The organism is Helicobacter mastomyrinus (assembly GCF_039555295.1).
Lineage (GTDB): Bacteria > Campylobacterota > Campylobacteria > Campylobacterales > Helicobacteraceae > Helicobacter_C > Helicobacter_C mastomyrinus.
The window spans coordinates 81,224-103,212 of record NZ_CP145316.1 but is presented as its reverse complement, the minus strand read 5'-3'; the positions used below and the strand labels follow the sequence as shown (position 1 = coordinate 103,212).

19 protein-coding genes are annotated in these 21,989 nt (G+C 39.6%); 9 read left to right on the top strand and 10 right to left on the bottom strand.

Annotated elements, in window-relative coordinates:
• Window positions 1–554 precede the first annotated feature (554 nt).
• The 4 genes from V3I05_RS00585 to V3I05_RS00570 all read left to right on the top strand — a co-directional run bounded on the left by V3I05_RS00585 (window position 555) and on the right by V3I05_RS00570 (window position 3,551).
• Window positions 555–824, top strand: coding sequence for a hypothetical protein (locus V3I05_RS00585; protein WP_295699305.1), 270 nt, complete (start codon window positions 555–557; stop codon window positions 822–824).
• 355 nt (window positions 825–1,179) lie between these two features.
• Entirely contained in the window at window positions 1,180–2,355 is a 1,176-nt protein-coding gene (locus V3I05_RS00580) for an FtsW/RodA/SpoVE family cell cycle protein (RefSeq protein ID WP_343353689.1), read from the top strand.
• The gene (locus tag V3I05_RS00575; protein ID WP_300448000.1) at window positions 2,355–2,870 is read left to right on the top strand and encodes a DUF308 domain-containing protein; all 516 of its coding nucleotides are present in this window, start codon (window positions 2,355–2,357) and stop codon (window positions 2,868–2,870) included. Before V3I05_RS00580 ends, V3I05_RS00575 begins: the two co-directional genes overlap by 1 nt.
• Before the next feature lie 3 nt (window positions 2,871–2,873).
• A complete protein-coding gene (locus tag V3I05_RS00570; RefSeq protein WP_343353687.1) occupies window positions 2,874–3,551 on the top strand; it encodes a uroporphyrinogen-III synthase in 678 nt (225 codons plus the stop codon).
• A 294-nt stretch (window positions 3,552–3,845) separates the two neighbouring features.
• Here V3I05_RS00570 and acnB read toward each other — a convergent pair whose 3' ends face one another.
• Window positions 3,846–6,425: a bifunctional aconitate hydratase 2/2-methylisocitrate dehydratase gene (acnB, locus tag V3I05_RS00565; RefSeq protein WP_343353686.1), complete on the bottom strand. Its 2,580-nt coding sequence runs from the start codon at window positions 6,423–6,425 to the stop codon at window positions 3,846–3,848.
• A 302-nt stretch (window positions 6,426–6,727) separates the two neighbouring features.
• Here acnB and V3I05_RS00560 point away from each other — a divergent pair, with 302 nt between their 5' ends.
• Window positions 6,728–8,158 (top strand): aminotransferase class V-fold PLP-dependent enzyme, encoded by a 1,431-nt coding sequence (locus V3I05_RS00560; RefSeq protein WP_300451280.1) that lies wholly within the window; start codon window positions 6,728–6,730, stop codon window positions 8,156–8,158.
• Between the two features lie 19 nt (window positions 8,159–8,177).
• Here V3I05_RS00560 and V3I05_RS00555 read toward each other — a convergent pair whose 3' ends face one another.
• From V3I05_RS00555 to V3I05_RS00540, 4 genes are read right to left on the bottom strand one after another with little or no spacing between them, the layout of a single operon-like run.
• A complete protein-coding gene (locus V3I05_RS00555) occupies window positions 8,178–9,086 on the bottom strand; it encodes an LPP20 family lipoprotein (RefSeq protein ID WP_300447992.1) in 909 nt (302 codons plus the stop codon).
• Between the two features lie 15 nt (window positions 9,087–9,101).
• Window positions 9,102–9,698 (bottom strand): LPP20 family lipoprotein, encoded by a 597-nt coding sequence (locus tag V3I05_RS00550; protein WP_300447990.1) that lies wholly within the window; start codon window positions 9,696–9,698, stop codon window positions 9,102–9,104.
• A 25-nt stretch (window positions 9,699–9,723) separates the two neighbouring features.
• Window positions 9,724–10,329: a penicillin-binding protein activator LpoB gene (gene lpoB / locus V3I05_RS00545; protein WP_300447988.1), complete on the bottom strand. Its 606-nt coding sequence runs from the start codon at window positions 10,327–10,329 to the stop codon at window positions 9,724–9,726.
• The gene (locus tag V3I05_RS00540; RefSeq protein ID WP_300859635.1) at window positions 10,329–11,759 is read right to left on the bottom strand and encodes a COG3014 family protein; all 1,431 of its coding nucleotides are present in this window, start codon (window positions 11,757–11,759) and stop codon (window positions 10,329–10,331) included. Before V3I05_RS00540 ends, lpoB begins: the two co-directional genes overlap by 1 nt.
• A 157-nt stretch (window positions 11,760–11,916) precedes the next feature.
• Here V3I05_RS00540 and V3I05_RS00535 point away from each other — a divergent pair, with 157 nt between their 5' ends.
• From V3I05_RS00535 to V3I05_RS00520, 4 genes are read left to right on the top strand one after another with little or no spacing between them, the layout of a single operon-like run.
• Window positions 11,917–13,443 carry a TolC family protein gene (locus V3I05_RS00535; RefSeq protein ID WP_343353685.1) on the top strand — a complete coding sequence of 509 codons (1,527 nt, stop codon included), beginning with the start codon at window positions 11,917–11,919 and terminating at the stop codon, window positions 13,441–13,443.
• Window positions 13,440–14,747 carry an efflux RND transporter periplasmic adaptor subunit gene (locus V3I05_RS00530; protein ID WP_300447980.1) on the top strand — a complete coding sequence of 436 codons (1,308 nt, stop codon included), beginning with the start codon at window positions 13,440–13,442 and terminating at the stop codon, window positions 14,745–14,747. The genes V3I05_RS00535 and V3I05_RS00530 overlap by 4 nt, the downstream gene beginning before the upstream one ends.
• 9 nt (window positions 14,748–14,756) lie before the next feature.
• Window positions 14,757–15,473 (top strand): ABC transporter ATP-binding protein, encoded by a 717-nt coding sequence (locus V3I05_RS00525; protein ID WP_300451287.1) that lies wholly within the window; start codon window positions 14,757–14,759, stop codon window positions 15,471–15,473.
• Complete coding sequence (locus V3I05_RS00520) at window positions 15,470–16,687, top strand: ABC transporter permease (protein ID WP_295699337.1); 1,218 nt, start codon at window positions 15,470–15,472, stop codon at window positions 16,685–16,687. The genes V3I05_RS00525 and V3I05_RS00520 overlap by 4 nt, the downstream gene beginning before the upstream one ends.
• Window positions 16,688–17,199: 512 nt before the next feature.
• On the opposite strand, the gene V3I05_RS00515 is transcribed toward V3I05_RS00520, so the two are convergent.
• From V3I05_RS00515 to V3I05_RS00495, 5 genes are all read right to left on the bottom strand, one after another.
• On the bottom strand, window positions 17,200–17,346 hold the full coding sequence (locus V3I05_RS00515; protein WP_300447974.1) for a hypothetical protein: 147 nt from the start codon (window positions 17,344–17,346) through the stop codon (window positions 17,200–17,202).
• Between the two features lie 203 nt (window positions 17,347–17,549).
• Window positions 17,550–18,260 (bottom strand): carboxy-S-adenosyl-L-methionine synthase CmoA, encoded by a 711-nt coding sequence (cmoA, locus tag V3I05_RS00510; protein WP_343353681.1) that lies wholly within the window; start codon window positions 18,258–18,260, stop codon window positions 17,550–17,552.
• 72 nt (window positions 18,261–18,332) lie between these two features.
• Complete coding sequence (locus V3I05_RS00505; protein WP_300731945.1) at window positions 18,333–19,115, bottom strand: thiazole synthase; 783 nt, start codon at window positions 19,113–19,115, stop codon at window positions 18,333–18,335.
• The gene (locus V3I05_RS00500) at window positions 19,115–20,545 is read right to left on the bottom strand and encodes an NAD(P)H-hydrate dehydratase (RefSeq protein ID WP_300451290.1); all 1,431 of its coding nucleotides are present in this window, start codon (window positions 20,543–20,545) and stop codon (window positions 19,115–19,117) included. Before V3I05_RS00500 ends, V3I05_RS00505 begins: the two co-directional genes overlap by 1 nt.
• A complete protein-coding gene (locus V3I05_RS00495; RefSeq protein ID WP_300447966.1) occupies window positions 20,546–21,970 on the bottom strand; it encodes an acetyl-CoA carboxylase subunit A in 1,425 nt (474 codons plus the stop codon). It abuts the gene before it with no gap.
• Window positions 21,971–21,989: the final 19 nt, after the last annotated feature.

The window sequence follows — 21,989 nt, the reverse complement described above, 5'->3', positions numbered from 1 at the left end:
GGATATACTACAGATTAAAAGAAGTCGCGGTGTAAAGCACTACTGCCATATCGTGCATTATCTCTTGTCTATGACTTATCGGGTATGTTGGTAGAGATTATTTTGATTCCGTATTAGTGGCAAATCAGATTCAAAAAGACTTTGTCCATGATGTAGTATCTGTTCATAATCTCAAGCCTAAGCATATTGTAATCGTAGCTAACACTTATCTTGAATAATCTCTCTTTTAGTTTTAAATCTTTGCAAGATTCGCCCATTACTTTGTATAATCCTAATGCCCCTACCATACTTATTTCGCCCTCTTGACATAAGAAGATGTTCCTTACAAAGCTAGGGCTTATATTTTTTAGAATTTCTTGCAAAATGCCCTTATAAAATATCATTATCCACCCTCGCCCTCAAAGCTTTATAAGAGAGGCGGAAATCCAGAAATATCGCCTATTTACAAAACTGCTTAAAGAAGTATCAAATGTAATTTGGGATATTGGCACATCTATTTTATACCTTTAAAAAGGCGGACTTGATGATTTCGGGTTTCTCAAGTGTTTTTTTGTATGTCTGTGTGGCAAGCCTGTGCTGACTTTAATTCCCATATACCAAGAGAGAATATCTGGACGCTTAAAGCCATTAATTTAGTAGGAGGGAGATTTAGCCCTGATAGACTAGATTTTATCGTAGAGTATCTAGCTTTGCTTGTGGAGGATTTTATCTCGCTATCTTTGGGTAAAAAGATAGTTTTAGCAAGTATTTATGCCACCCTTGCCTTTTTAAACACACAAATCGCTCTTGCTTACGCGATAAACTATCCTATCACTATACACTAATAATTCCGCACAGATTAGCGTGTAGCTTTGCTTCTGCTTTAGATTGCCTAGATGATACTCACACACAAGAAGCGCAAGCAGCACGCAAGCAGCAAAGGTAAGATTGAGAGTCATATAAAATGTATATAAAAACACCTAAATATTTTTACAAAGTCTAAAGGATTATGGGTTGGATATAAATTTTATTAATGAGATTTTTAACTCTTTTAATCAAAGGGCACAAAATGGCGTATTTGATACGGCGCGGGTAAGAAGGAAATTTTTAAAAATCTGTGATGAGTAGAGAGTTTTTGTTTCGCTAATATTTTAGTAATTTTGTTAAAATCGTCATTTTAATTAAGCAAAAGTGAGTTTTATGGTAGATTCTAGGCTTTTTTATACAGTTACCTTGCTTATTTGTGTCGGTGTGGTAATGTCTTATTCGCTAGCGGTTTATATTACGAGTTTGTATAATTATTCATCTTTTCATTTTTTTATGCGTCAATTGATTGCGGCTTGTATAGGTATTGCGCTGATGTGGTGGCTTTCACGTCTTGAGCCTAATGTGTATTTCAAACGTATTGGCTTATTTATTTTTATTCTTTCTATTGTTCTTATGATCGGTATGCACTTTCTTCCTCAAAGCTTCATAAGCTCTGCTGGTGGGGCAAAACGATGGATAAGGCTACCTTTTATTTCTTTAGCTCCATCAGAACTTTTTAAAATTGGTTTTGTATATTTTTTGGCGTGGAGCTTCTCACGCAAATTTGTGAGCGATGTGGATTTATCGATTAAAGATGAGATTAAAATTTTTATTCCTTATCTTATATTGTTCATTGTGGCAGTGGTGTTAATAGCTGTACTACAAAATGACTTAGGGCAAGTGATACTCTTAGCGTTAACTCTAGGCGTAATGTTGCTCTTTGCCGGTGGGAGCCTACGTTTGCTTGGAGTAATTTTTTTAGGGACGATTAGCACGGCATTTGTAGCTATTATCACAAGTCCGCATAGAATCTTACGTATGAAGTCGTGGTGGGCGAGTGCGCAAGATTCTGTCTTAGCCCTTTTACCTCAAGGCTGGGCAGAAAATCTCCGTGTAAGTGGCTTACCCGAACCTTATCAAATCTACCACGCAGCAAATGCTATATCAAGTGGAGGATTCTTTGGCTCTGGGCTTGGAGAGGGGTATATCAAGCTTGGATTTTTAAGTGATGTGCATACGGATATTGTCTTAGCGGGGATTACTGAGGAGCTTGGTTTTGTAGGATTATTTGTAATTGTAATGCTATTTAGCTATATGCTTTGGCGTTTTTTTCGTATTGCTAATCGTGTTGCTAACAAAACATATTATCTTTTTTGCGTAGGTATAGCCCTTTTGCTTGGCTTTTCGTTTATTATCAATGCCTTTGGTATCTCGGGTATCACGCCTGTGAAGGGTATAGCCGTGCCATTTTTAAGCTATGGAGGTAGCTCATTGATTGCAAACTGTATAGCTATCGGCTTAGTGCTAAGCATTTCAAAAAATACACAACTTAATGAAAGGAGTTTATAATGCGTTTTAATCGTGTGCTATGGTTGGCTTTTAGTGTCTCTCTTGTTGTCTTGGGTGTTGTATGTATCGCAAATCCACTTGATACAATGCGATTTCTTGCCTATCTCGTAGGCTTTATAATGCTTTTCAGCGGTATTGGCGAGATTGTTTATTTTATACAAATGCGATATGTGATGATTTTGCTTGATGGGATTGTTTCGTGCGTGTTTGGCGTGGTGCTTCTCTTTGGCGGAGAGGATATTGCGCAAAATTTTATCCCGCTTTTCATTGCGTTATGGCTCATTCTTAAGGGTGTGTTGTGGTTTATACACGCGTGGAGGGTTAGCTATGTGGTGAGTGCGAATACAAAGATGAGTATTATCATTATGGGAGGACTTTATGTTGTGCTGGGGATTCTCTTTATACTTTTTCCTGAAGTGTTAGCGACACTCATTAGCCTCGCTTTGGGGATAATGCTTATCATAAGTGGTGGGGTAGGGCTATATTTTTGGAATCTAGCGCGGAGAATAGATTAATAAATGCTAGATGAATATGAAGTGGTGCTGACAGGCACACGTGAGGTGGAGGGTGTAAAATGCCTCCTTACAAATCGCATAGTCTTTACGCCAATTACACATACATTAGAATATATTGATGCACTCATTTTTACATCAGTATATGCGATAAAATCCCTTATAGAATCTGCTTCTTGTAATCCTCACCTTGCGCGTTGGATAGAGATTCCAAGTTTTGTGATAAGTGAGGTGAGTGCAAAGGCACTCTATGAATGTGGGGCATTAGTGGAGTATGTAGGCAAAAAAACGCAGGGCAAGGCATTTGCAGCAGAGATTTGTCCATTATTAAAGGAGCGTAATCCTTTATATTTACGCGCTAAAGAAATTGTCTCTGGATTAGATTCTATTTTACAATCAGAGGGAATCAAACTTGAAGAAGTGATTGCCTATGAAAATATCCCTTTAGACCTTCATATATCCTTGAAGCCACCACCTCATAGCGTGATTATTTTCACCGCACCAAGTAGCTATCATAGCTTTATCAAAAATTTTGGTTGGGATAGTCAATATAGAGCCATCGCGATAGGAGAAAGCACATTTGCACATTTTGATACAGATATAAAAGCCTACATTAGCCCAGGTACAAGTATTTCAGGCTGTATTGCCTTTGCCAAAGAATTAGCTCTTAAATCAAATCTATAATTTTGTTTGATGTTGCCCATTGAATCGCCTTTTAAGATTTTAAACTTTGATAAAATGGAGCTGGTTGTAAAACATTTGCTCAAGGTTATGGGGTGATTTTGCTCTAATTATGGAGACAAGCAATAAGTGTTAGTTTCTTTATATTTTTCCTATGAAGAACAAGAGATTTGATTTTTGTGATGATAAGAATAAAGCATAAGCTAAACTATGTTGAGCAAAACAAAGCTCATAGTTTGTATTTTTAAGTTCTAAGGTGGCACTTAGGAGAGTGCCACTGCATTTTGATAAAGTCGCTTAGAGGGAGAAATCTGGCATAAGATTGAAATTAAGATAAGTATAAATACTTGCTTTTTGAGATTCAATCTTTTTAGGAGCGATTTCAAGGTATTCTTGTGCGGTTGGCAAACGTCCCAAAGTCGCACATACACCGCCAAGCTCCGCACTGCCTAGATAGACTTGTGCGCCTTTACCCATACGATTATCAAAGTTTCGTGTGGAAGTAGAGAACACCACAGCATTATCTCTTACACGTGCTTGATTTCCCATACACAAGCTGCAGCCGGGAGCTTCTAGCCTCGCACCTGCTGCACCAAAGAGTGAGAGATAACCTTCTTTGGTAAGCTCTTTTTCGTCCATTTTAGTAGGAGGGGCAATCCAAATCTGCGTTTTACTTTGCCCTTCATTTTTAACAATCTCACCAAAAGCTCTAAAATGCCCAATATTAGTCATACAACTACCGATAAATACTTCATCGATATTTTTTGGACGTTTAGGATTAGCGTGGATTTCGCTGAGTGTGGCTACATCATCTGGATCATTAGGACAAGCTAGGATAGGTTCTTTAATATCTGCAAGGTCAATTTCAATAATCGCCGCATATTCCGCATCGCTATCAGGCTCTAAAAGCACAGGATTAGCAATCCATTCTTTCATTTTGTCTGCTCGTCTTTGCAAGGTTTTAGCGTCTTGGTAGCCATTAGCAATCATAGATTCTATAAGCTTGATATTCGAGCTTAGATATTCAATAATTGGCTCTTTGTTAAGGCGCACACTACAAGCAGCCGCACTTCTCTCTGCACTCGCATCGCTTAGTTCAAAAGCTTGTTCGACTTTCAAATCACCTAAGCCCTCAATTTCTAGAATCTTTCCACTAAAGATATTTTTTTTACCCTTTTTTTCAACGGTCAAAAGTCCTTGCTTGATCGCATAGTAAGGGATAGCATTTACTAAATCGCGCAATGTAATGCCCGGATTGAGCTTACCTTTAAAGCGCACAAGCACAGATTCAGGCATATCAAGGGGCATAGAGCCTGTAACAGCAGCAAACGCGATAAGTCCACTTCCTGCAGGGAAGCTAATGCCAATAGGGAATCTCGTGTGAGAATCCCCTCCTGTGCCTACCGTGTCAGGTAAACACATACGATTAAGCCAAGAGTGTATCACACCATCTTTAGGACGCAATGCCACGCCACCGCGTTCGGCTACAAAATTTGGTAAAGTTGCATGTAAGCTCACATCAGCAGGTTTTGGATAAGCGGCAGTATGGCAGAAACTTTGCAATACAAAATCCGCCCCAAAGCTAAGTGCGGCAAGCTCTTTGATTTCATCTCGTGTCATTGCACCTGTGGTATCTTGACTACCCACGGTTGTGGTTTTTGGCTCACAATAGCTACCCGGACGCACGCCCTCTACACCACAGGCACGTCCTACCATTTTTTGCGCTAATGTATAACCTTTGTTACTAGGGGCTGGTTGTTTTGGCTCTTTAAACACATCGCTTTTGCCAAGTTTAAGGTATTCTCGTGCTTTCGCGGTTAATCCTCTACCGATAATGAGGGGAATTCTACCACCGGAGCGGATTTCATCAGCAATAGTTGCGGGATTAAGATTGAAAGTAGCCACAACTTTGCTATCTTTGCTAATCTCACCCTTTTTTGTATCAATTTCAATAATATCGCCATCTTTGAGCTCGCTCACATCAGCCACAATAGGCAATGCCCCGCTATCCTCACAAGTGTTAAAGAAAATAGGTGCAATTACGCTCCCTATGACAATTCCACCACTTTTTTTGTTGGGAATATAAGGAATTTCCTTGCCAAAATGCCACATAATCGAGTTACAAGCGGATTTACGGCTACTACCTGTGCCGACCACATCGCCCACGTATGCTACTATGGCGTTGTTTTGCGCTGCTTTTTGTTTGGCAGTTTCTATACGTTGCTCGAAATTTTCAATGCGACTTTTGAGCATAGCTTTTGCGTGGAGTGGAATATCACTTCGAGTGAAAGCATCTCCTGCTGGGCTTAAATCATCGGTATTTGTTTCTCCATCGACTTTAAACACACATACTTTGATTTTTTCGTTCAAATCCTCTTTGCTCTTAAACCACTCTGCGTTTGCCCAAGATTCTATAATTTCTTTTGAAAGCGGGGTGTTAAGCGCCGCAATTTTTTCAAAATTATCATAAATTAGAAGCGTGTGTTTTAGTGCATTCGCACAGGCTTGAGCTAATGCAGTATCTGGCAAGGAAAGTCCTTGAATGAGTGGTGCTACATTGTAGCCCCCAAGCATTGTGCCTAGATAAGTAACAGCTTCACTTGGAGTAAAGCCATAATCTTGCTTATTATGAAGGAGTATCTCTCCTAGAAATGCCGCCTTAAGCTGTGCGGACGCATCGACACCCGGATTCACTTTATGTGTAAGTAATTCCTTAGCAAACGCTTTTTGATCGGCATTTAGACTAGAATCTTTACACATATCAATGGCTTTTTGCGTTTGCGTTATATTTAGCGGTAGTGGTGGCACACCTTGCGTAGCTCTCTCATCTGTATGTGCTTTATACTCTTTAAGAAACTGCTCGTATTCTTCCCTCATTGTGTTCTCCTTGCTAGTTTTGTGGATTTGTTGTTGTCATAGAAACGAAAACCTTATATAATGGTTTGCTTCAAATTGTATAATAAAAATCCTAAATAATAAGGAAAGTAAAGTGAAAGTTATCCAAAATATTGTTTTTAAACGCTGCATTTGTTTATTTTTTGAAATTTACTTTTTCTTTTATATGTTATTTAAATACGCTCCTAGCAAAGATTGTGGGATTTTTAAGAAAAGCAAAATGTTGTTTTGCTTTCAAGCGATACATAAAGTAACAATGTCATTTTTTATCAAGGAATAAAATAATGCCGCTCACATCACAAAAGTATGGGAAAATCATTACTCGCTTTTTTGCTCCCTTGCTGAATATCGATAGCGATATACTTTCTACGCTTCGCGCTAATACTCTCCTTGCTAATGGAGAGCGTTATTTTGATTTCACGGCTTCAGGGCTTTCATATAGGGCGATTAATAAACGTATAGAATCTATTTTACCCTATTATGCGAATACACATTCACATTTTGCTTCACACGCGGCGTTGATGAGTGAGATTTATGAGAGAGCAAAGGAGCACATTGCAGAGGCTTTGGGATTGAGTGATGATTTTGTGTTGATTGCTGGAGGGAGCGGGGCGAGCTTTGGCATTAAGAAATTTCAAGAGCTAATGGGTATTTATGTGCCACCGCGCAGTTTGCTGCATTTAGAATCTATGCTTGAAAATGCCATAACGACAAAAGACACTACTCATTCACACACTTATTCATCTTTACCCTTACTTATGCGTCTCAAGAACTACGATATACAGACAAATATGCTAAATCTGCCGCATATTATTATGAGCGGATTTGAACATCATTCTAATGAAATAAGCTACAAAGAGGGGCTTTGCCACGTGTATAAAATCGCATTTGATAAACGTGGATTGCCCGATGTAGCTCATCTTAAAGATATACTATGTGATTTGAAAGATAAAAAGATTATTGCAAGCTTGAATGTTGCCTCTAATGTTACAGGGATTTTCACACCTTTAGAATCTTGTGTGAAGCTCTTGCGCGAATATAAAGCGATTATCGCACTTGATATGGCTAGCTCCTCGCCTTATATGGTGGTAGATTCTACTCATTTTGATGCGGCTTTTCTCGCACCACACAAGCTTTTAGGTGGTGTGGGGGCTTGTGGAATCTTATCTATACGTAAATCATTGCTTGATAATGCCTTGCCGCCAAGCTTTAGCGGTGGTGGAGTGATGGAATATGCTAATGATGAGACACATTGCTTTATTGATGATATAAAATTGCGCGAAGAGGCTGGCACGCCGCATATATTGGGCTTACTCTATGCAGCATTAGCCTATCAGCTGCGCAATGAGGTGGGGTTAGACTGGATAGCAAGGAGGGAGAAGATTCTTACAGAGGTATTTTTACACGAATTAGCTAAAATCCCTGCAGTAAGCATTTATGGAGATTTATCACTTGAGCGATTGGGTATTGTAAGCTTTAATATCGGCTCAATCTCACCCCTTGATTTATGCGCCCTGCTTAGTAAAAAATATGGGATTCAAACACGTGCAGGGTGCAGTTGCGCGGGACCTTATGGGCACTATCTTATGCCTGAGGGTACATTAGCTAAAAAGCCTATGTGGCTACGTGTAAGTATCCATTATACCCATAATGTAGCAGATATAGAGTATCTCATTGCCTCTATTAAAGATTGTGTGAAGATTCTAAGAGGATAGCTATAAACTAGAGATTGGTTTATTCCTCTATCCACTCTTGTATTTTTTTGTAGAGCTGTATGCTTACGCGTTGGGAAGCAACATATAGGGCATCTTTGGTGTCTATTGCTTCATAAGATACATTTGTGTTAAAAATAGGGTTGCCAGAACAATCAAGTATACTAAAGAGTATGTTTATCTTTGCGTTTTCACTGCTTGTATTGCTTATTTGGATTTTTGCCTTGAGTGTGTGTGCTGCATTGTTTTGGATACGATAGAAATACCCTAATTCTTTTGCTAAATCATTGCTGATTTTATCATTTGGCATATTGGTTTCAATGAGAAGTTGTGCTAAAGGAAGGGGTGTATTTGCGTTCAGTATAGATTCAAAACTGCTGAGGGATTTGCTACTTTTGCCTAATGTTTGCAGTAAATCTGCATAAAGATGTAGCGTATTGAGTATTTTTGCAAGACGTGTTTTGTCTTTAATAGAGAGAATCCTACATTTCTTTAGATTGGCGGGATTAAGCTTATTATAGGCTACATCAAATTCTTTTTGGAATTGTGCGATAAGAGCATTTTTTGTAATTTCCGCCTGAATATAAAATTGCCCATTTTCAAATGCACTCTTTGTATAGTGCACATCATTAAGGTTGATATTTGCACTATCAAGATAGACATCGCTACTTGCATTATGGCTTGTTTGAAAATCTTGCCTTTGGGTAGTGGAGGTAAATTGCGAACTCACTTGTACATTGAGTTGTGTAACAATATCGCTTAAGGCTTTTGCCTTTGCAGAATCAAGATTCTTATCATTCCCAAAACCGATTAAGGATTGATCGCTTATTGTGCTTTTGCCATACCACAATGGAGGTTTAGATGGGGAAGCCCAACAGCCTCCATATATGCAAATAAATGCAATTAAGCATACAAAACGCAGTGATAGCATTCTATTTTAGTGCCACTATTCAGCAGTAGATAAGGTTGCACTAACGGCATTAATTGCGTCTTGCTTGGCTTGCGTATGAAGAGTGCTTTTATTAATTTCTTTTTTTACATTTGCTTCCAATTTGGCCTTAAGCTCTGGATTAAGCTTAATGAGAACAAAAAGTTTTGTTGCATCTTTGGTGATCCAAGTATCTGTTTGCTTGGCGCCACTTAATGTTTGAGAAACAGTTTGTTTTGTAATTTGCTCACTTGTTTTGCTCACTTGCGCATCTTGAGTTGAAGCCCCCATACTTACGTTCGCTGCACGATTAATGGTGCTTTGAATTTTTGTGCCTACTTGACGAGCAAGTTCATCACGAGCGAGAGCTAAAGCTTCTGTGCGGGCAAAGCCTAAATCTCCATTGACAATATCGGCAATTCCTACCGCACTCATATCGCCTTGTCCGCCATTAAGAACCCAATTTGGGGCACCTTGAATATTAAGAGCTTGAAGCGCTTTTTTATCGATTTTTTTTGCACCTTCTCCTAATGCGTCATCTTTGTTAGCGCAACCTGCAATAAACAGCACTGCTGCAATACTCCCTGCCAAAATATGTTTTACTTGTGTTTGCATTGTATCCCTTTGTTATAAAATAAAATTACCAGCTCACTGATGAATTTGAGCCAACTTTAATAATATTGACTTCGTCATCCCAGACTACCAATCCGTTTTTAAGATTCGTAAGTGTGAGAAGAAAGTAATAATCTGTGCGTTGCTTTGAGCCGATTTTAGTATTTTTTTGCACGATTTTACCTGATAGTGAATATTCAGGGGCTTTGAGTGTGCCTTTTTCAATCGTAGTGTGTTGGTCAAACTCATCATCATCACGCACACTTCTCCCCATAGCAATACCTTTGTCTTTTTTGTCTCCTACTGCAAGAGTGAGTGCAAACTTTCCACTATTACGCATATCGCGTGTAATTTTTCTTGTAAGTTGATCGGTATCAATATTTTGCATAGTGTCATTAATAACATCTGAAATCATCAATACTTTTGGTGAGCCTGTGTTGGAAATATTACGCACATACGCACTCTTGAGCAAAGACTGCATGCTATCTACCGCAGCCTTTTCAATATCGTGATAATCAAGCCCCATACTTGTATAAGACTTAGAATCCGCGGTATCTATATATTTGGGCGATGTGCTACAACCAGCCACAAATAACATACTAAGAGCAATAGTGTAGAGTAAGTGTTTATTCATTACGTGCCTCCTTTTAAAATACGATAAAATGGATTTACACTTTTATGTCTTAAGTAGAGAATATTATCATTTTTGTGACATAAGTATATCAAGTTTGTTTTGCTTTTTGATTCATTTTGTGGAGAATTGTTATTTTCAATACATTCAAAATGAATATGAAATAAAGGGCGACTATCGGCTTTGAGTGTGAAATTGCCTATATCGTTAGGAATCTGCATAGCAAGGATACGTTTGGGTAAGGCTGTGCTTATACGTATATCAGCATTGGTAGTTCCGGCTGAATAGATTGCCCCTGCAAGTGCCCCAAGTGTGCCTAGCTGATCACTCAAAGCAGCTTGTGTGGTGGCTTTAAGAATAGCTGATGTAATAGCACGTGTGAGGATAAAAGGCAGCTGCTTTTGAAATTCATTAGCAATCACTTTATCCATATCGCTTATTTCGTAAGCTTGGAAAGTCTCTCCACTATAACTTTGAGCCTGATAGTTACTCGATGTAGCTTTTCCCTCTACAAGCGTAGGTATGGATACTCCTATGTGTAAAATCTCGCTACTTACATAAAAAGATGGGAGATTGAGCGATGTATCATATTTCATAGCACTTCGTCCATCTTCGATAATAAGCCATGTGTATGTTTGCTTTATGCGACCGCTCTTGCGCCTTTGGAGCACTTTCAAATCTTCATCAATCACTTTAGCCTTAGTAATACCATAGGATTCTTTATATAAATCCATTGCTTTGGCATAGTCCCCCTCACTCATAAAGAATAAAGCCGATACATAGCTTACTGCAGGGTTGATAAATCCTTCATAGGCTTGAAAAGCCTTGAGATTGCTATATTGTTGCTCTAATATGGGAGAAATGGCTCTGCTTGAATTATGTGTATCAATCTGTCTTAACGTAGAATTTTGAGCATTTTGTTTATTTTCTTCTTCAAGCGCTTTTTGAATATCTTTTCTAAAATAATCTTTAGCACGTCTTTGTCTATCATTAGCGCGGTTAAACTCCACACGAGCTTTACCATAATTACCTTGAGCCATAGCATTAAGGGCTTTGTAGTAATTAAACATTACACCCTCATAAATATTGCCTCTATAATTTTTTACATTTTCATTCACAAGCATTGCACCGATATTGCCAAATATTCCACCCATTAAACCCTCGGCTTCATACTTGCTAAAGAGCATTTCACCTTGTTCTAACAGCATCAAGTTTTCCTTTGTCTGTGTGCTAAAGCCACTCATACCCGCTTGTAGATTCCATAGCACATCTCCATTTTTACCTGTTTTTGATTTGGCATATTCATAAGCTTTTATGTCTTGTCCGCTATAATAGTATTCATTAAAGGTTTGTAAATCACTATGATGTGAGCAAGCACTCATTATAAAAAGAGCGTTTAGGCAGAGCAAAAAGCAAGTGAGATGTTTAAGCATTGAAAACCTTTGATATGATACCAAGATTCTAGGTTTGGTATTTGAAGCTATGTGATTTTAAGAATTAAAAATTAATTTCACTTTAATTTCACATTGTTTTAATACTATGCCGGCTTATTTTTCAAAATTACACAATCTTTAAAGAGGGATAAAAGTATTGAAACGATTATGTTTGTTGGGTGTCTTAGTATTCATATACATAGGGTGTAGCACACAGATTCCTACACTTGAAGAAAATGCCAAGCAAACCCATATTCCTGAATCTTTCCGCAATCTTGAATCGTTGAAAAAGCCTACACAGAGGGTAGATTCTGTAAAAGCTGAAAATACTACAAAAAATAAAACAAGTAAAGACAAAGAAGAGCCCTTCAGCCTAGAGCAGTTTGTTGCTTTGGTTAATGATAAGGATTTACATACGATTCTTCATATTGCTTTAGAAAAAAATACTAATGTCCTTACAATGATTTCACGTATCAAACAAGCCAAATCTCAAGTGAAAATCAATACTGCGAGTATGCTACCTACGATTAATGCAGGGCTTAATTCAAGCTATATCGATAACCGCACACTCTCTCAAAGCACGATAGTGCGTCCGGGTGCAAATTCTATTAATGCGAGTTTGAGTATGAGCTGGGAACTTGATTTATTTGGTAAGCTTAATGCCTTGCGCCAATCGAGTAAGAAATCATATCTTCAAGCCCAGAGCAATCTCGCATACGCGCAAATTAGCTTAATTGCTGAAGTAGCGACACTCTATTTTACATTAAGAGATAATGCACATTCTGTCAAAATCGCAAAGGCAACACTAGAGAATCTTCAGCAGATCGAGCAAATCAATACCGATAGGTTTAGAATAGGGCTGATTGATATTAATGCCTATCAAAGCATTGTGGCTAATACGCGAACGCAAAAAAATAATTATGAATCTTTGCTTTATACTTTTGAGCAAAATCAAAATGCCTTGCTTACACTTTTAAATATTCCGCTTGAGGAGCTTAAGCAAAAGATTAATTTCTTAGATTCTAAAGAGTATGAGTTCCCACAGATTAGGGCATTTTATGTCGATAAAATGCCAAGTGATGTTTTGCTCTCACGTCCTGATATTCAGGCAAATATTTATGCCCTCCACGCACAGCTTTATAAGCAGACAAATGCTAATGCGGCGAGATTGCCTACTATTTCCCTTAGCGGTTCAATAGGGGATATTTTATATAGCACGAGTGGTAATTCTGTTGGCTCTATTGTCTTTCAAATTGCTAACTCTATTACTACTCCTTTACTTAATCGCACTTCTTTAAGGCAAAATTATCTTATACAAAAAGAATTGAGTAATGAGGCATTTTATACATTGCAAAATAGCATCAATACCGCTTTGGGTGAAGTAGAAAATGCGCTTTTTGATGTCCAATCTAAGAAACGTCAGTTACAAAATACACAAGATGTTTATGACATCGGGCTTAAAGCCTATAAAGATAATAGCACTAAAAGCACTCGTGGTTTATTGGATAAGAATGATTTTTTAGGACTTGAAAATAGCTATTTTAGCCTGCAAACGCAGCTATTTAGTGCAAAAACGAATGAAGTCTTATCTGTTATCACACTTTTTAAAGCACTCGGGGGTAATCTCGCACTTTCAAGCATTGATGATACCAAAGAGGATACTATCACAAGGGAGCAGCAATGAATCTATATCAAGCTTTACGTAATAAAAAAACACATAAGAAGCTCACTCCTCTTGCGTGGGTTATTGTAAGCAGTATTATCATAGCCGTGATTGTGTGTATTGTGGCTATATATAAGATTTTTAGCACACATATTATATATGATACTACTCAAGCTACACGTGGAGATATAAAATCGACTATCTCCGCCTCTGGCTCACTCTCTCCACTCAATGAAATTGAAATAGGGAGTGTGATTTCAGGGCTTGTGCTTGAAGTGCTTGCCGAAGAAAATGATGAAGTAAAAGAAGGGCAAGTTTTAGCACGGATTAACCCTGAAACGATTAATCAAAACATTGCTCGATATGAAGCACAGCTCAAATCCGCACAGGCTAATCTTAAGGCAAGTGAGCAGACTTTGGTTGATAGAAAGTGGAATTATGATAGACTAAAAGAGCTTTATGACGCTACAGGTGGGGCTTCACCCTCTTTGCTTGAGCTACAAGCAGCGAAGACAAGCTACACTTCAGCACGCGCTGATGTAGATATTAAAAAAGCCTCGATTAATGAGATTCAAACAAGCATTGAGAGCGCTAAGATTGATCTGAAAAACTCCGAAATTATCTCGCCTGTTGATGGTATTGTGCTTAGTCGTAGCGTGGAAGTAGGGCAGAGTGTGGCAGCGAGCTTCCAAGCACCTACTTTATTTAAAGTAGCAGAAAACTTGGAGGAAATGATACTTTATGCAAGTATCTCGGAAGCTGATATTGGCAAAGTCAAAGAAGGACAAGAAGTTATTTTCACCGTTGATGCCTATCCAGATAGAAATTTTCACGCAAAAGTTAATCGCGTGAATTTTGGTTCAGGTGATGGCAGTAGCTCCAGCTCAAGTTCAAGCTCTAGCACGGGCTCAAGTAGCTCGATTATCACCTATCGGGCAAAAATCGAAGTGGATAATAAAAATCTCCTTTTGCGTCCGGATATGAGTGCCACAGCTGATATTATTATTGCTAAAGCGGATAATGCCCTGCTTGTGCCAAGTGCAGCGCTTTATTTTGACTTAAACAAATCGCTTCAAAAGGCAGGAGCACAAAAAGGTAAATCGGCTCTAGGTTCTATGTTTACCCCACCACGTCCCCCTAGGGCACAGACAAGCGCTCCTAAGCAAAAACAGCAGCGAGGTAAAAGTGGGACATTATGGATTCTTAAAAATGGCAAGCCAGAATCTGTAAATGTTGAGGTAGGCATTAGCGATGGGAGTTTTGTGCAGATTTTAAGTGACATTGATGAAAATACATTCATTATCACCGGCGTAAAAGTGCAATAAGAGGGCAATATGCAGGAAAAAATTCAAGATTTTATTGTCTTAAAAGATGTGCGCAAGACTTATGGTAAAGGCGAGGGTGCATTTGAGGCACTTAAGGGTGTAGATTTGCAAATTGATAAGGGCGAGTTTGTCGCATTGATGGGACCTAGTGGCTCGGGTAAATCAAGCCTTGCTAATATCCTTGGCACACTTGATGTAGGCACGAGCGGGGAATATTTATTTTGCGATGTTGATGTGTTTAGATTAACGCAGAATGAACGCGCTCTTTTACGCCGCAACTATATTGGCTTTATCTTTCAAGGATTCAATCTCTTAGCGCGGACAACAGCACTTGAAAATGTTGAATTACCCCTTATGTATCGAGGTGTCAAAAAGGCAGAGCGGGAGGAAATTGCTTTAAACGCGCTTGATAAAGTAGGGCTTAAGGAATGGGCTTCGCATACGAGTGCTAAACTAAGCGGCGGACAGCAGCAACGTGTGGCTATCGCACGAGCGATTGCTTCAGAGCCACTTTTTCTCCTTGCTGATGAGCCAACGGGGAATCTTGATACAAAGCGAAGTGTAGAGATTATGGAGATTCTTAAAAGTCTTAATCAAACTTTGGGTATTACTATCCTTATGGTAACGCACGAGCCGGATATGGCAAAATATGCAAGCAGGGAATTGCATTTTTTAGATGGGCGATTGCTGAGTGATTCTAAGTATGATATGGGAGAAGCGCAATGATACTCAATGCCTTTGCGTTAGCCCTGCGACAGATTCAGCGCAACTTTTTACGGGCTTTCCTTACAATGCTTGGCGTGATTATTGGTGTGGGTGCAGTGGTAGTGATGATTAGCTTAGGGAATGGCACTACAAAAATGATAAGCGATAGAATCTCCTCCTTAGGAAGCAATCTTTTGCTTGTTTTTCCTGCACGTGTGATGAATCCAAGCGGTGTGAATCTCCGCCGTAATTTCAGTATGCAGGAAGCTCAAAGTGTGCAAACGCTTTCACAAGAGTATATTGAAGCCCTCGCTCCAATCGCACAAAGCTCCGTAATGCTGCAATATCAATCCCAAAATACAACAACACAAGTGCAAGGTGTGAATGCGGCGTTTTTTGACGTAACGCAATGGGATACGAGTATGGGGAGAGGTTTTGAAGATAATGAATATCGCGTGGGTAGTAATGTCTGTATGATTGGTGAATCTGTGTTAAAAAATTTGTTTGGACAGAAAAATCCCTTAGGGCAGAAAATCCGCTTAAATAATATCGTGTGTGAATGTATCGGTGTGTTAGAATCTAAAGGGCAGGGCGGTATGGGTAATGACCAAGATGATGTGGTGCTACTGCCTATGAAAGCATTTTTACGCTCTGTGGTGGGGGCTAATACGCTTTTTTATGTGAATCGCCTTATGCTTCGTGCTAAAGATGGTGTAGATTCAGATGAAGTAGTCCCGGCTTTGACAAGGATATTGCGTCAAGTGCGTAATGTCCGCCCGGGCGATAGAGATTCTTTTGAAATTATGGATACTAAACAAATCGCAGAGACGCTTACTTCCACTACTAAAACGCTCACTGCGCTTTTAGGGCTTATTGCGGGCGTAAGTCTTATCGTAGGGGGCATTGGGATTATGAATATTATGCTTGTATCTGTTACCGAACGCACTAGAGAGATAGGCACACGTATGGCGATTGGAGCATTGCAAAGCGAAGTGCTTATGCAGTTTTTGATAGAAGCCATTACATTAAGCTCACTTGGGGGCTTATTGGGAATCTTATGGGCGTTTTTTGCCTCTTTTGCGTTGAGTAAGTATATGGGGATTCCCTTTATTTTTGATATACCCACAGCCATTATTGCCTTTGTGTTTTCCGCATTTATTGGAGTGCTTTTTGGCTATCTACCGGCTAAACGCGCTTCAAGGCTTAATCCTATTGACGCTCTGCGCCACGAGTAGAAAAAGGAGATAGCAGGGGATAAAGCGATATGCTTACCTAAAAGTTAGATCAAAAAGTGCTTGAGAGATGGTTTGTAAAACCATTTATACAGCTTTTATGTTTTTTTGTTTCTGTGTGCGTGAGATTGCTCTAATTTTTGAGTGCGTTTGATTTCTGTAAGGGCGTGTATAGCGTAGGATGGATATCGTGTTTTTGGCATAGTATACATAATAGCGATTCTAAACCCATTTTGTGTCTTTTTGATAGAATGCTTAGTTCTTACAGCACTCGTATATCTTACGGCTGTCTTTAGTTTTTTTAAGGTATAGGTTCATTAGTATTATCAGCGCAGCGGATATGTATGATAAGAAGAGGGCATATGGCGTAGCTTTATATCATCGAGTAAAAATCCTAATGCTTTGCCCTGTGAATAAGACTTTTTATCAAGTTTGGCTATATGTGTTCTACAATGATTTTTTAATCAGCTCGTATATCATTCCTGCAAAATGTCTCATTCTTGTAGCACTAAAACTTAGTATATTTGTTTATATGCCTTTCTTTCCTGCTCATTCATATCTCTATAGCTTGTATTCTGCGGATAGGGAATCTTGCGGCATATAGACTCAAACTTTGCATATAGCTTAGCTTCCATTTCATTTGTTTGATCTACCGCTTCCATTGCACCCCCCCCCTTTTTTTTATTGAAATATAATAGATTTTATAAAAGACTCATATAATGAAGCCAATTTGGTATGGGTTTTATTAAAATAATCCTACCCACTTTCTCGTTTGGCTCTCGTGGTGTAGAAAAAGAAATCATACATTAAGATAAAAATATTTTTTTGAGATGCTAAAACATCAAATAAAACCATCGTTTTTATATTATTTTTTAGCAATCAAAGTGCCAAAATTCACCCACTTAAATAGCACTTCCACGCCGCTAAATCCTACATTTTTAAGCATAGTTATATTTTCTGCTAGGCTAAAGGGGATGAGCACATTTTCTAGGGCTTCTCGCTTCTTGCTAATCTCACTTTGCGTGTAGCCTTGCTCCATCTTATAGCGCATATATCGCTCTATCATTTGCTTATCAAGGATTCTATGTGGAGAACTCATCTTTTCACTTATCATCAAAACCCCATCATCTGCAAGGCTATCATAGATTTTTTGCAAAAGTGTCTGTCGCTGGATAGGGCGGATAAACTGCAAGATATAATTTGCGATAATAATATGTGAGGGCAAAAATTGATAACTAAAAACATCTTCGCATAAAAATGTGATATTTGCTCCATACGCCTTTGCCTTGAGTGTGGCTTTATCAATCATAGCTTGAGAGTTATCAATCCCTATAAAGTGTGTAGAGGAGGGCAGAGCTTGATAAAGGGCTAGAAGTGTCGTGCCTGTGGAGCTTCCTAAATCATAGATAAGCGCATTTTCTGTCTTAAGATTCATAGCGCAAAAATCCACAATCAACCCTAGCACTTCCTTGTAGTGAGGGATTGAACGCTCTAACATATCATCAAAGACACTTGCCACTTGGGCATCAAACTCAAATTGCTTACCAATATCTTTTGTGAAGATTCTATCTTTCATAGCTACTCTTATTACTATAATGCAAATAGGTATAGAATCTGTGTAGTTTTATTTTCATATTCAACCTAGAATCTAAACAAGTTGTGCTTTACCTTCAATGGGCGAGCTCGCACTCGCATAGGGCTTACGCGGTATGCGTCCGGCTAGATAGCTTAAGCGTCCGGCTTTTACCGCATATTTCATCGCTTCAGCCATAGCTACTGGATTTTGCGCTTGAGCTATGGCAGTATTTGTCAAAACTCCATCAGCCCCTAGCTCCATAGCGATACTTGCATCACTCGCACAGCCCACACCCGCATCGACAATCAGCGGGACACTAATAGCCTCCTTGATGAAGCTAATATTATAGCGATTTTGAATCCCAAGTCCGCTTCCAATGGGTGCAGCAAGGGGCATTACAGCCGCTGCTCCAGCATCTTGTAATCGTTTTGCCATAATGGGGTCATCGTTTGTATAAGCAAGGACGCAAAATCCCTCTTTTGCTAGAATCTTTGTCGCCTCTAAAGTCTCCATTACATCAGGGTAAAGCGTTTTTTCTGTATCACCGATAATTTCAAGTTTAATAAAGCTAATGCCTGTGGCTTCTCTCACAAGACGAAAGAGTGTGATTGCTTCTTTTGCATTGACGCAACCAGCGGAGTTTGGTAAAAACTGAATCGTGGTATCCTTAAAAGTTTCGAGCAGATTCTCACTTTTGTTGTCCATAATATTCACGCGTCGCACGGCAACGGTGATGATTTCTGCGCCACTTGCTAAAGTCGCTTCCTTTGTAGCAGCAAAGTCTTTATATTTGCCACTGCCTACAATCAGGCGTGAAGTGAAGTTGTATGAGCCTATGGAAAATGTATCATTCATTATTTTATCCTTTGTGAAATGTGTAGAGTGCGAATAGATTCTATAAGTGTGTGAGGCGTGAGCGCGTAAGAGGCGATATGCTTTAGTGCTGCTTTTGCTGCGAGTGTATGAGCGAGTGAGCCTTGAATAGCAGAATGCAGGGCGTCATAGCCCTGTGCTAGAAGCGCACCTATAAGTCCGCTCAAAACATCGCCGCTACCACCTTTAGCAAGGGCATTACTCCCTAGAGGATTGATATAAACTTCTTGTGCCTTAGCGATGAATACATTTGCACCCTTTAGTACAAGCGTGGTGTGTGGATACTTTTGTGTAAAATGAAGCATTAAATCTAGCTTTTTCTGTGGGGTGTATGCTCCTAAGTCGCATATTTGGAGTAATGAGGCAAATTCCTTGGGGTGAGGGGTAAGGATAATCTCTCGTATGAAGTCAAGTCGCTGCTGCTTGAGGGATTCATCAAGGAATGTTTTTATCATTGGTGTGTGGAACACATCAGCATCAAGCACACAAGAGAGGCTGGATTCACATAAATCTTTTAGAATCTCCGCACTTTTTTCAACGCCAAGCCCCATACCTAAGGCAAGGGCTGTGCTTTTTTGTGGCAAGGTATGCTCCTGCATTATTTCGCTAGGAATAGTGATATTTTCATCGCTAATAATACTCACTAGTCCCGCACCAAATGATAATGCGCTTTGTGCGCTCATAATCGCTGCTCCGCATTTTTCTCCTGCAAACACAGCCAAATGCCCAAAGTCGCCTTTGTGGGTATTCTCCTGTGTGCGTTGGGGCAGGGATAAATCGCAAGATTCAAGCATTTTGATATTAGAACTTACTTGATAATGACTCTCACTCAAGCCGAGTTTGCCAATATGCAATGTGCCTATAAAGTCCTTTGCCTTATCACTTAAGCACACAAGGCTAATAGCACCCATACACATCGTGTGATGTGCCTTGAAAACAAAGCCATCATTTGATTCATTAAGCCCACTAGGGATATCACAGGCAATATTGATACGTGCGGCTTTTTGGGCGTTTTTTAGCACATCACTTAGACTAGATTCTAAATTCCCCTTTAAGCCGCTTCCCACGACGCAATCCACCATTACATCGCAAGGTAAAATTTTTTTAATAAACTTCACATCACATTGCATTGCGCGTTCGTAAGCTTGCTGACACATGGGCGATTTAGGCTCTTTGAGCTGCATAATCCGCACAGCATAATCTCCACTCAAACGTCTCGCAAGAGCATAGCCATCGCCTCCATTATCGCCACTACCACATAGAATCGTAATCACACTGCCTTTGTGTGTGAGTGTGCCAATGAGTGTTTCTAACGCACAAGCGGCATTTTCCATTAAAATTTCAGGGGAGAGTTGATATTTCTCACAAGCCCTTTTGTCTAAAAAAGCGGTGCTTTGATAAATATTTTTCATTTATGCTCCATAACGTGCACTCAATGCTGCCACAATCACGCTTACCATATCATCTTCGGGCTTAGATTGTGGTGTGGGCATTAGTTCATCAATCTTATTTTCGATATATGAGGTATCAAAATACCCGCGCCTAAAGTCTTTATCATTGCAAATATTGATAAGAAAAGGAATAGTCGTCTTTACGCCTTTAATGGTGAATTCATCTAAGGCACGGGCGAGTTTATTCACAGCGAGATTGTAACTAGAAGCCCTCACTATGAGCTTTGCTACCATAGAATCATAAAATGACGGTATCACATAATCTTTATAAATGCAGCTATCCACGCGCACAAATGGTCCAAGTGCGGGATAATAAGTAGTGATTTTGCCCGGATTTGGCACAAAGTCATTTGCCACATCTTCAGCATTGATACGTGCCTCAATAGCAAAGCCTTGTGCGTGTATATCGTGCTGTGTTAAATCTAAAATCTCGCCTTGTGCGATACGAATCTGTCGTCCTATGAGATCATAGCCGGTAATTTCTTCTGTAACACCGTGTTCAACTTGAATACGGGTATTCATCTCCATAAAATAAAAGTTGTTATTCTCATCAAGTAGAAATTCCACCGTCCCCGCATTGGTATAACCCGCTGCTTTTGCCGCAGCCACAGCAGTAGCCCCCATTCTACGTCGCAAATCCTCACTGATAAGGGGGCTAGGGGCGATTTCTATAAGCTTTTGGTGACGTCTTTGTATCGAGCAATCCCGCTCTAAGAGATGTATCACATTGCCATAATTGTCCGCAAGGATTTGAAACTCAATATGGCGGGGATTTACAACATATTTTTCCATAAAGACATCATCATTTTTGAAAAATGCCATCGCCTCGCGCTTACACGCATCAAAAGCCTCTATTAAGTCCTCTTGTCTCTCCACCACGCGTATGCCACGTCCACCACCGCCACTACTTGCCTTGAGTATCACAGGATAGCCGATTTTTTGTGCGAATTTAGCAATTTCTCTTGTGGGGTATTGATTGAGTGGTTGAGTGCCCGGCACGATAGGGATTCCATTCTTTTGCATAATTTCCCTAGCAGCGTTTTTATCGCCCATTTTGGCAATCGTTTGTGAATCTGGTCCAATCCACACAATTCCCGCTTCTTGCACCTTTTTGGCAAAGGCGGCATTCTCACTTAAAAATCCATAACCGGGGTGAATCGCATCAACCTCCGCTCGCAGAGCTGTCTCTACAATCAAGTCCGCGTCAAGATAACCCTTAAGCGGGTCATCGCTGATTTCATAAGATTCATCAGCCATTTTAACGTGTAGACAATCTCTATCAGCACGTGCATATATAGCTACACTTTTGATATGTAAATCTCTACACGCGCGAATGATACGGACGGCGATTTCACCACGATTGGCAATAAGGATTTTTTGAAACATAATGCCTCCTTTGAAATGG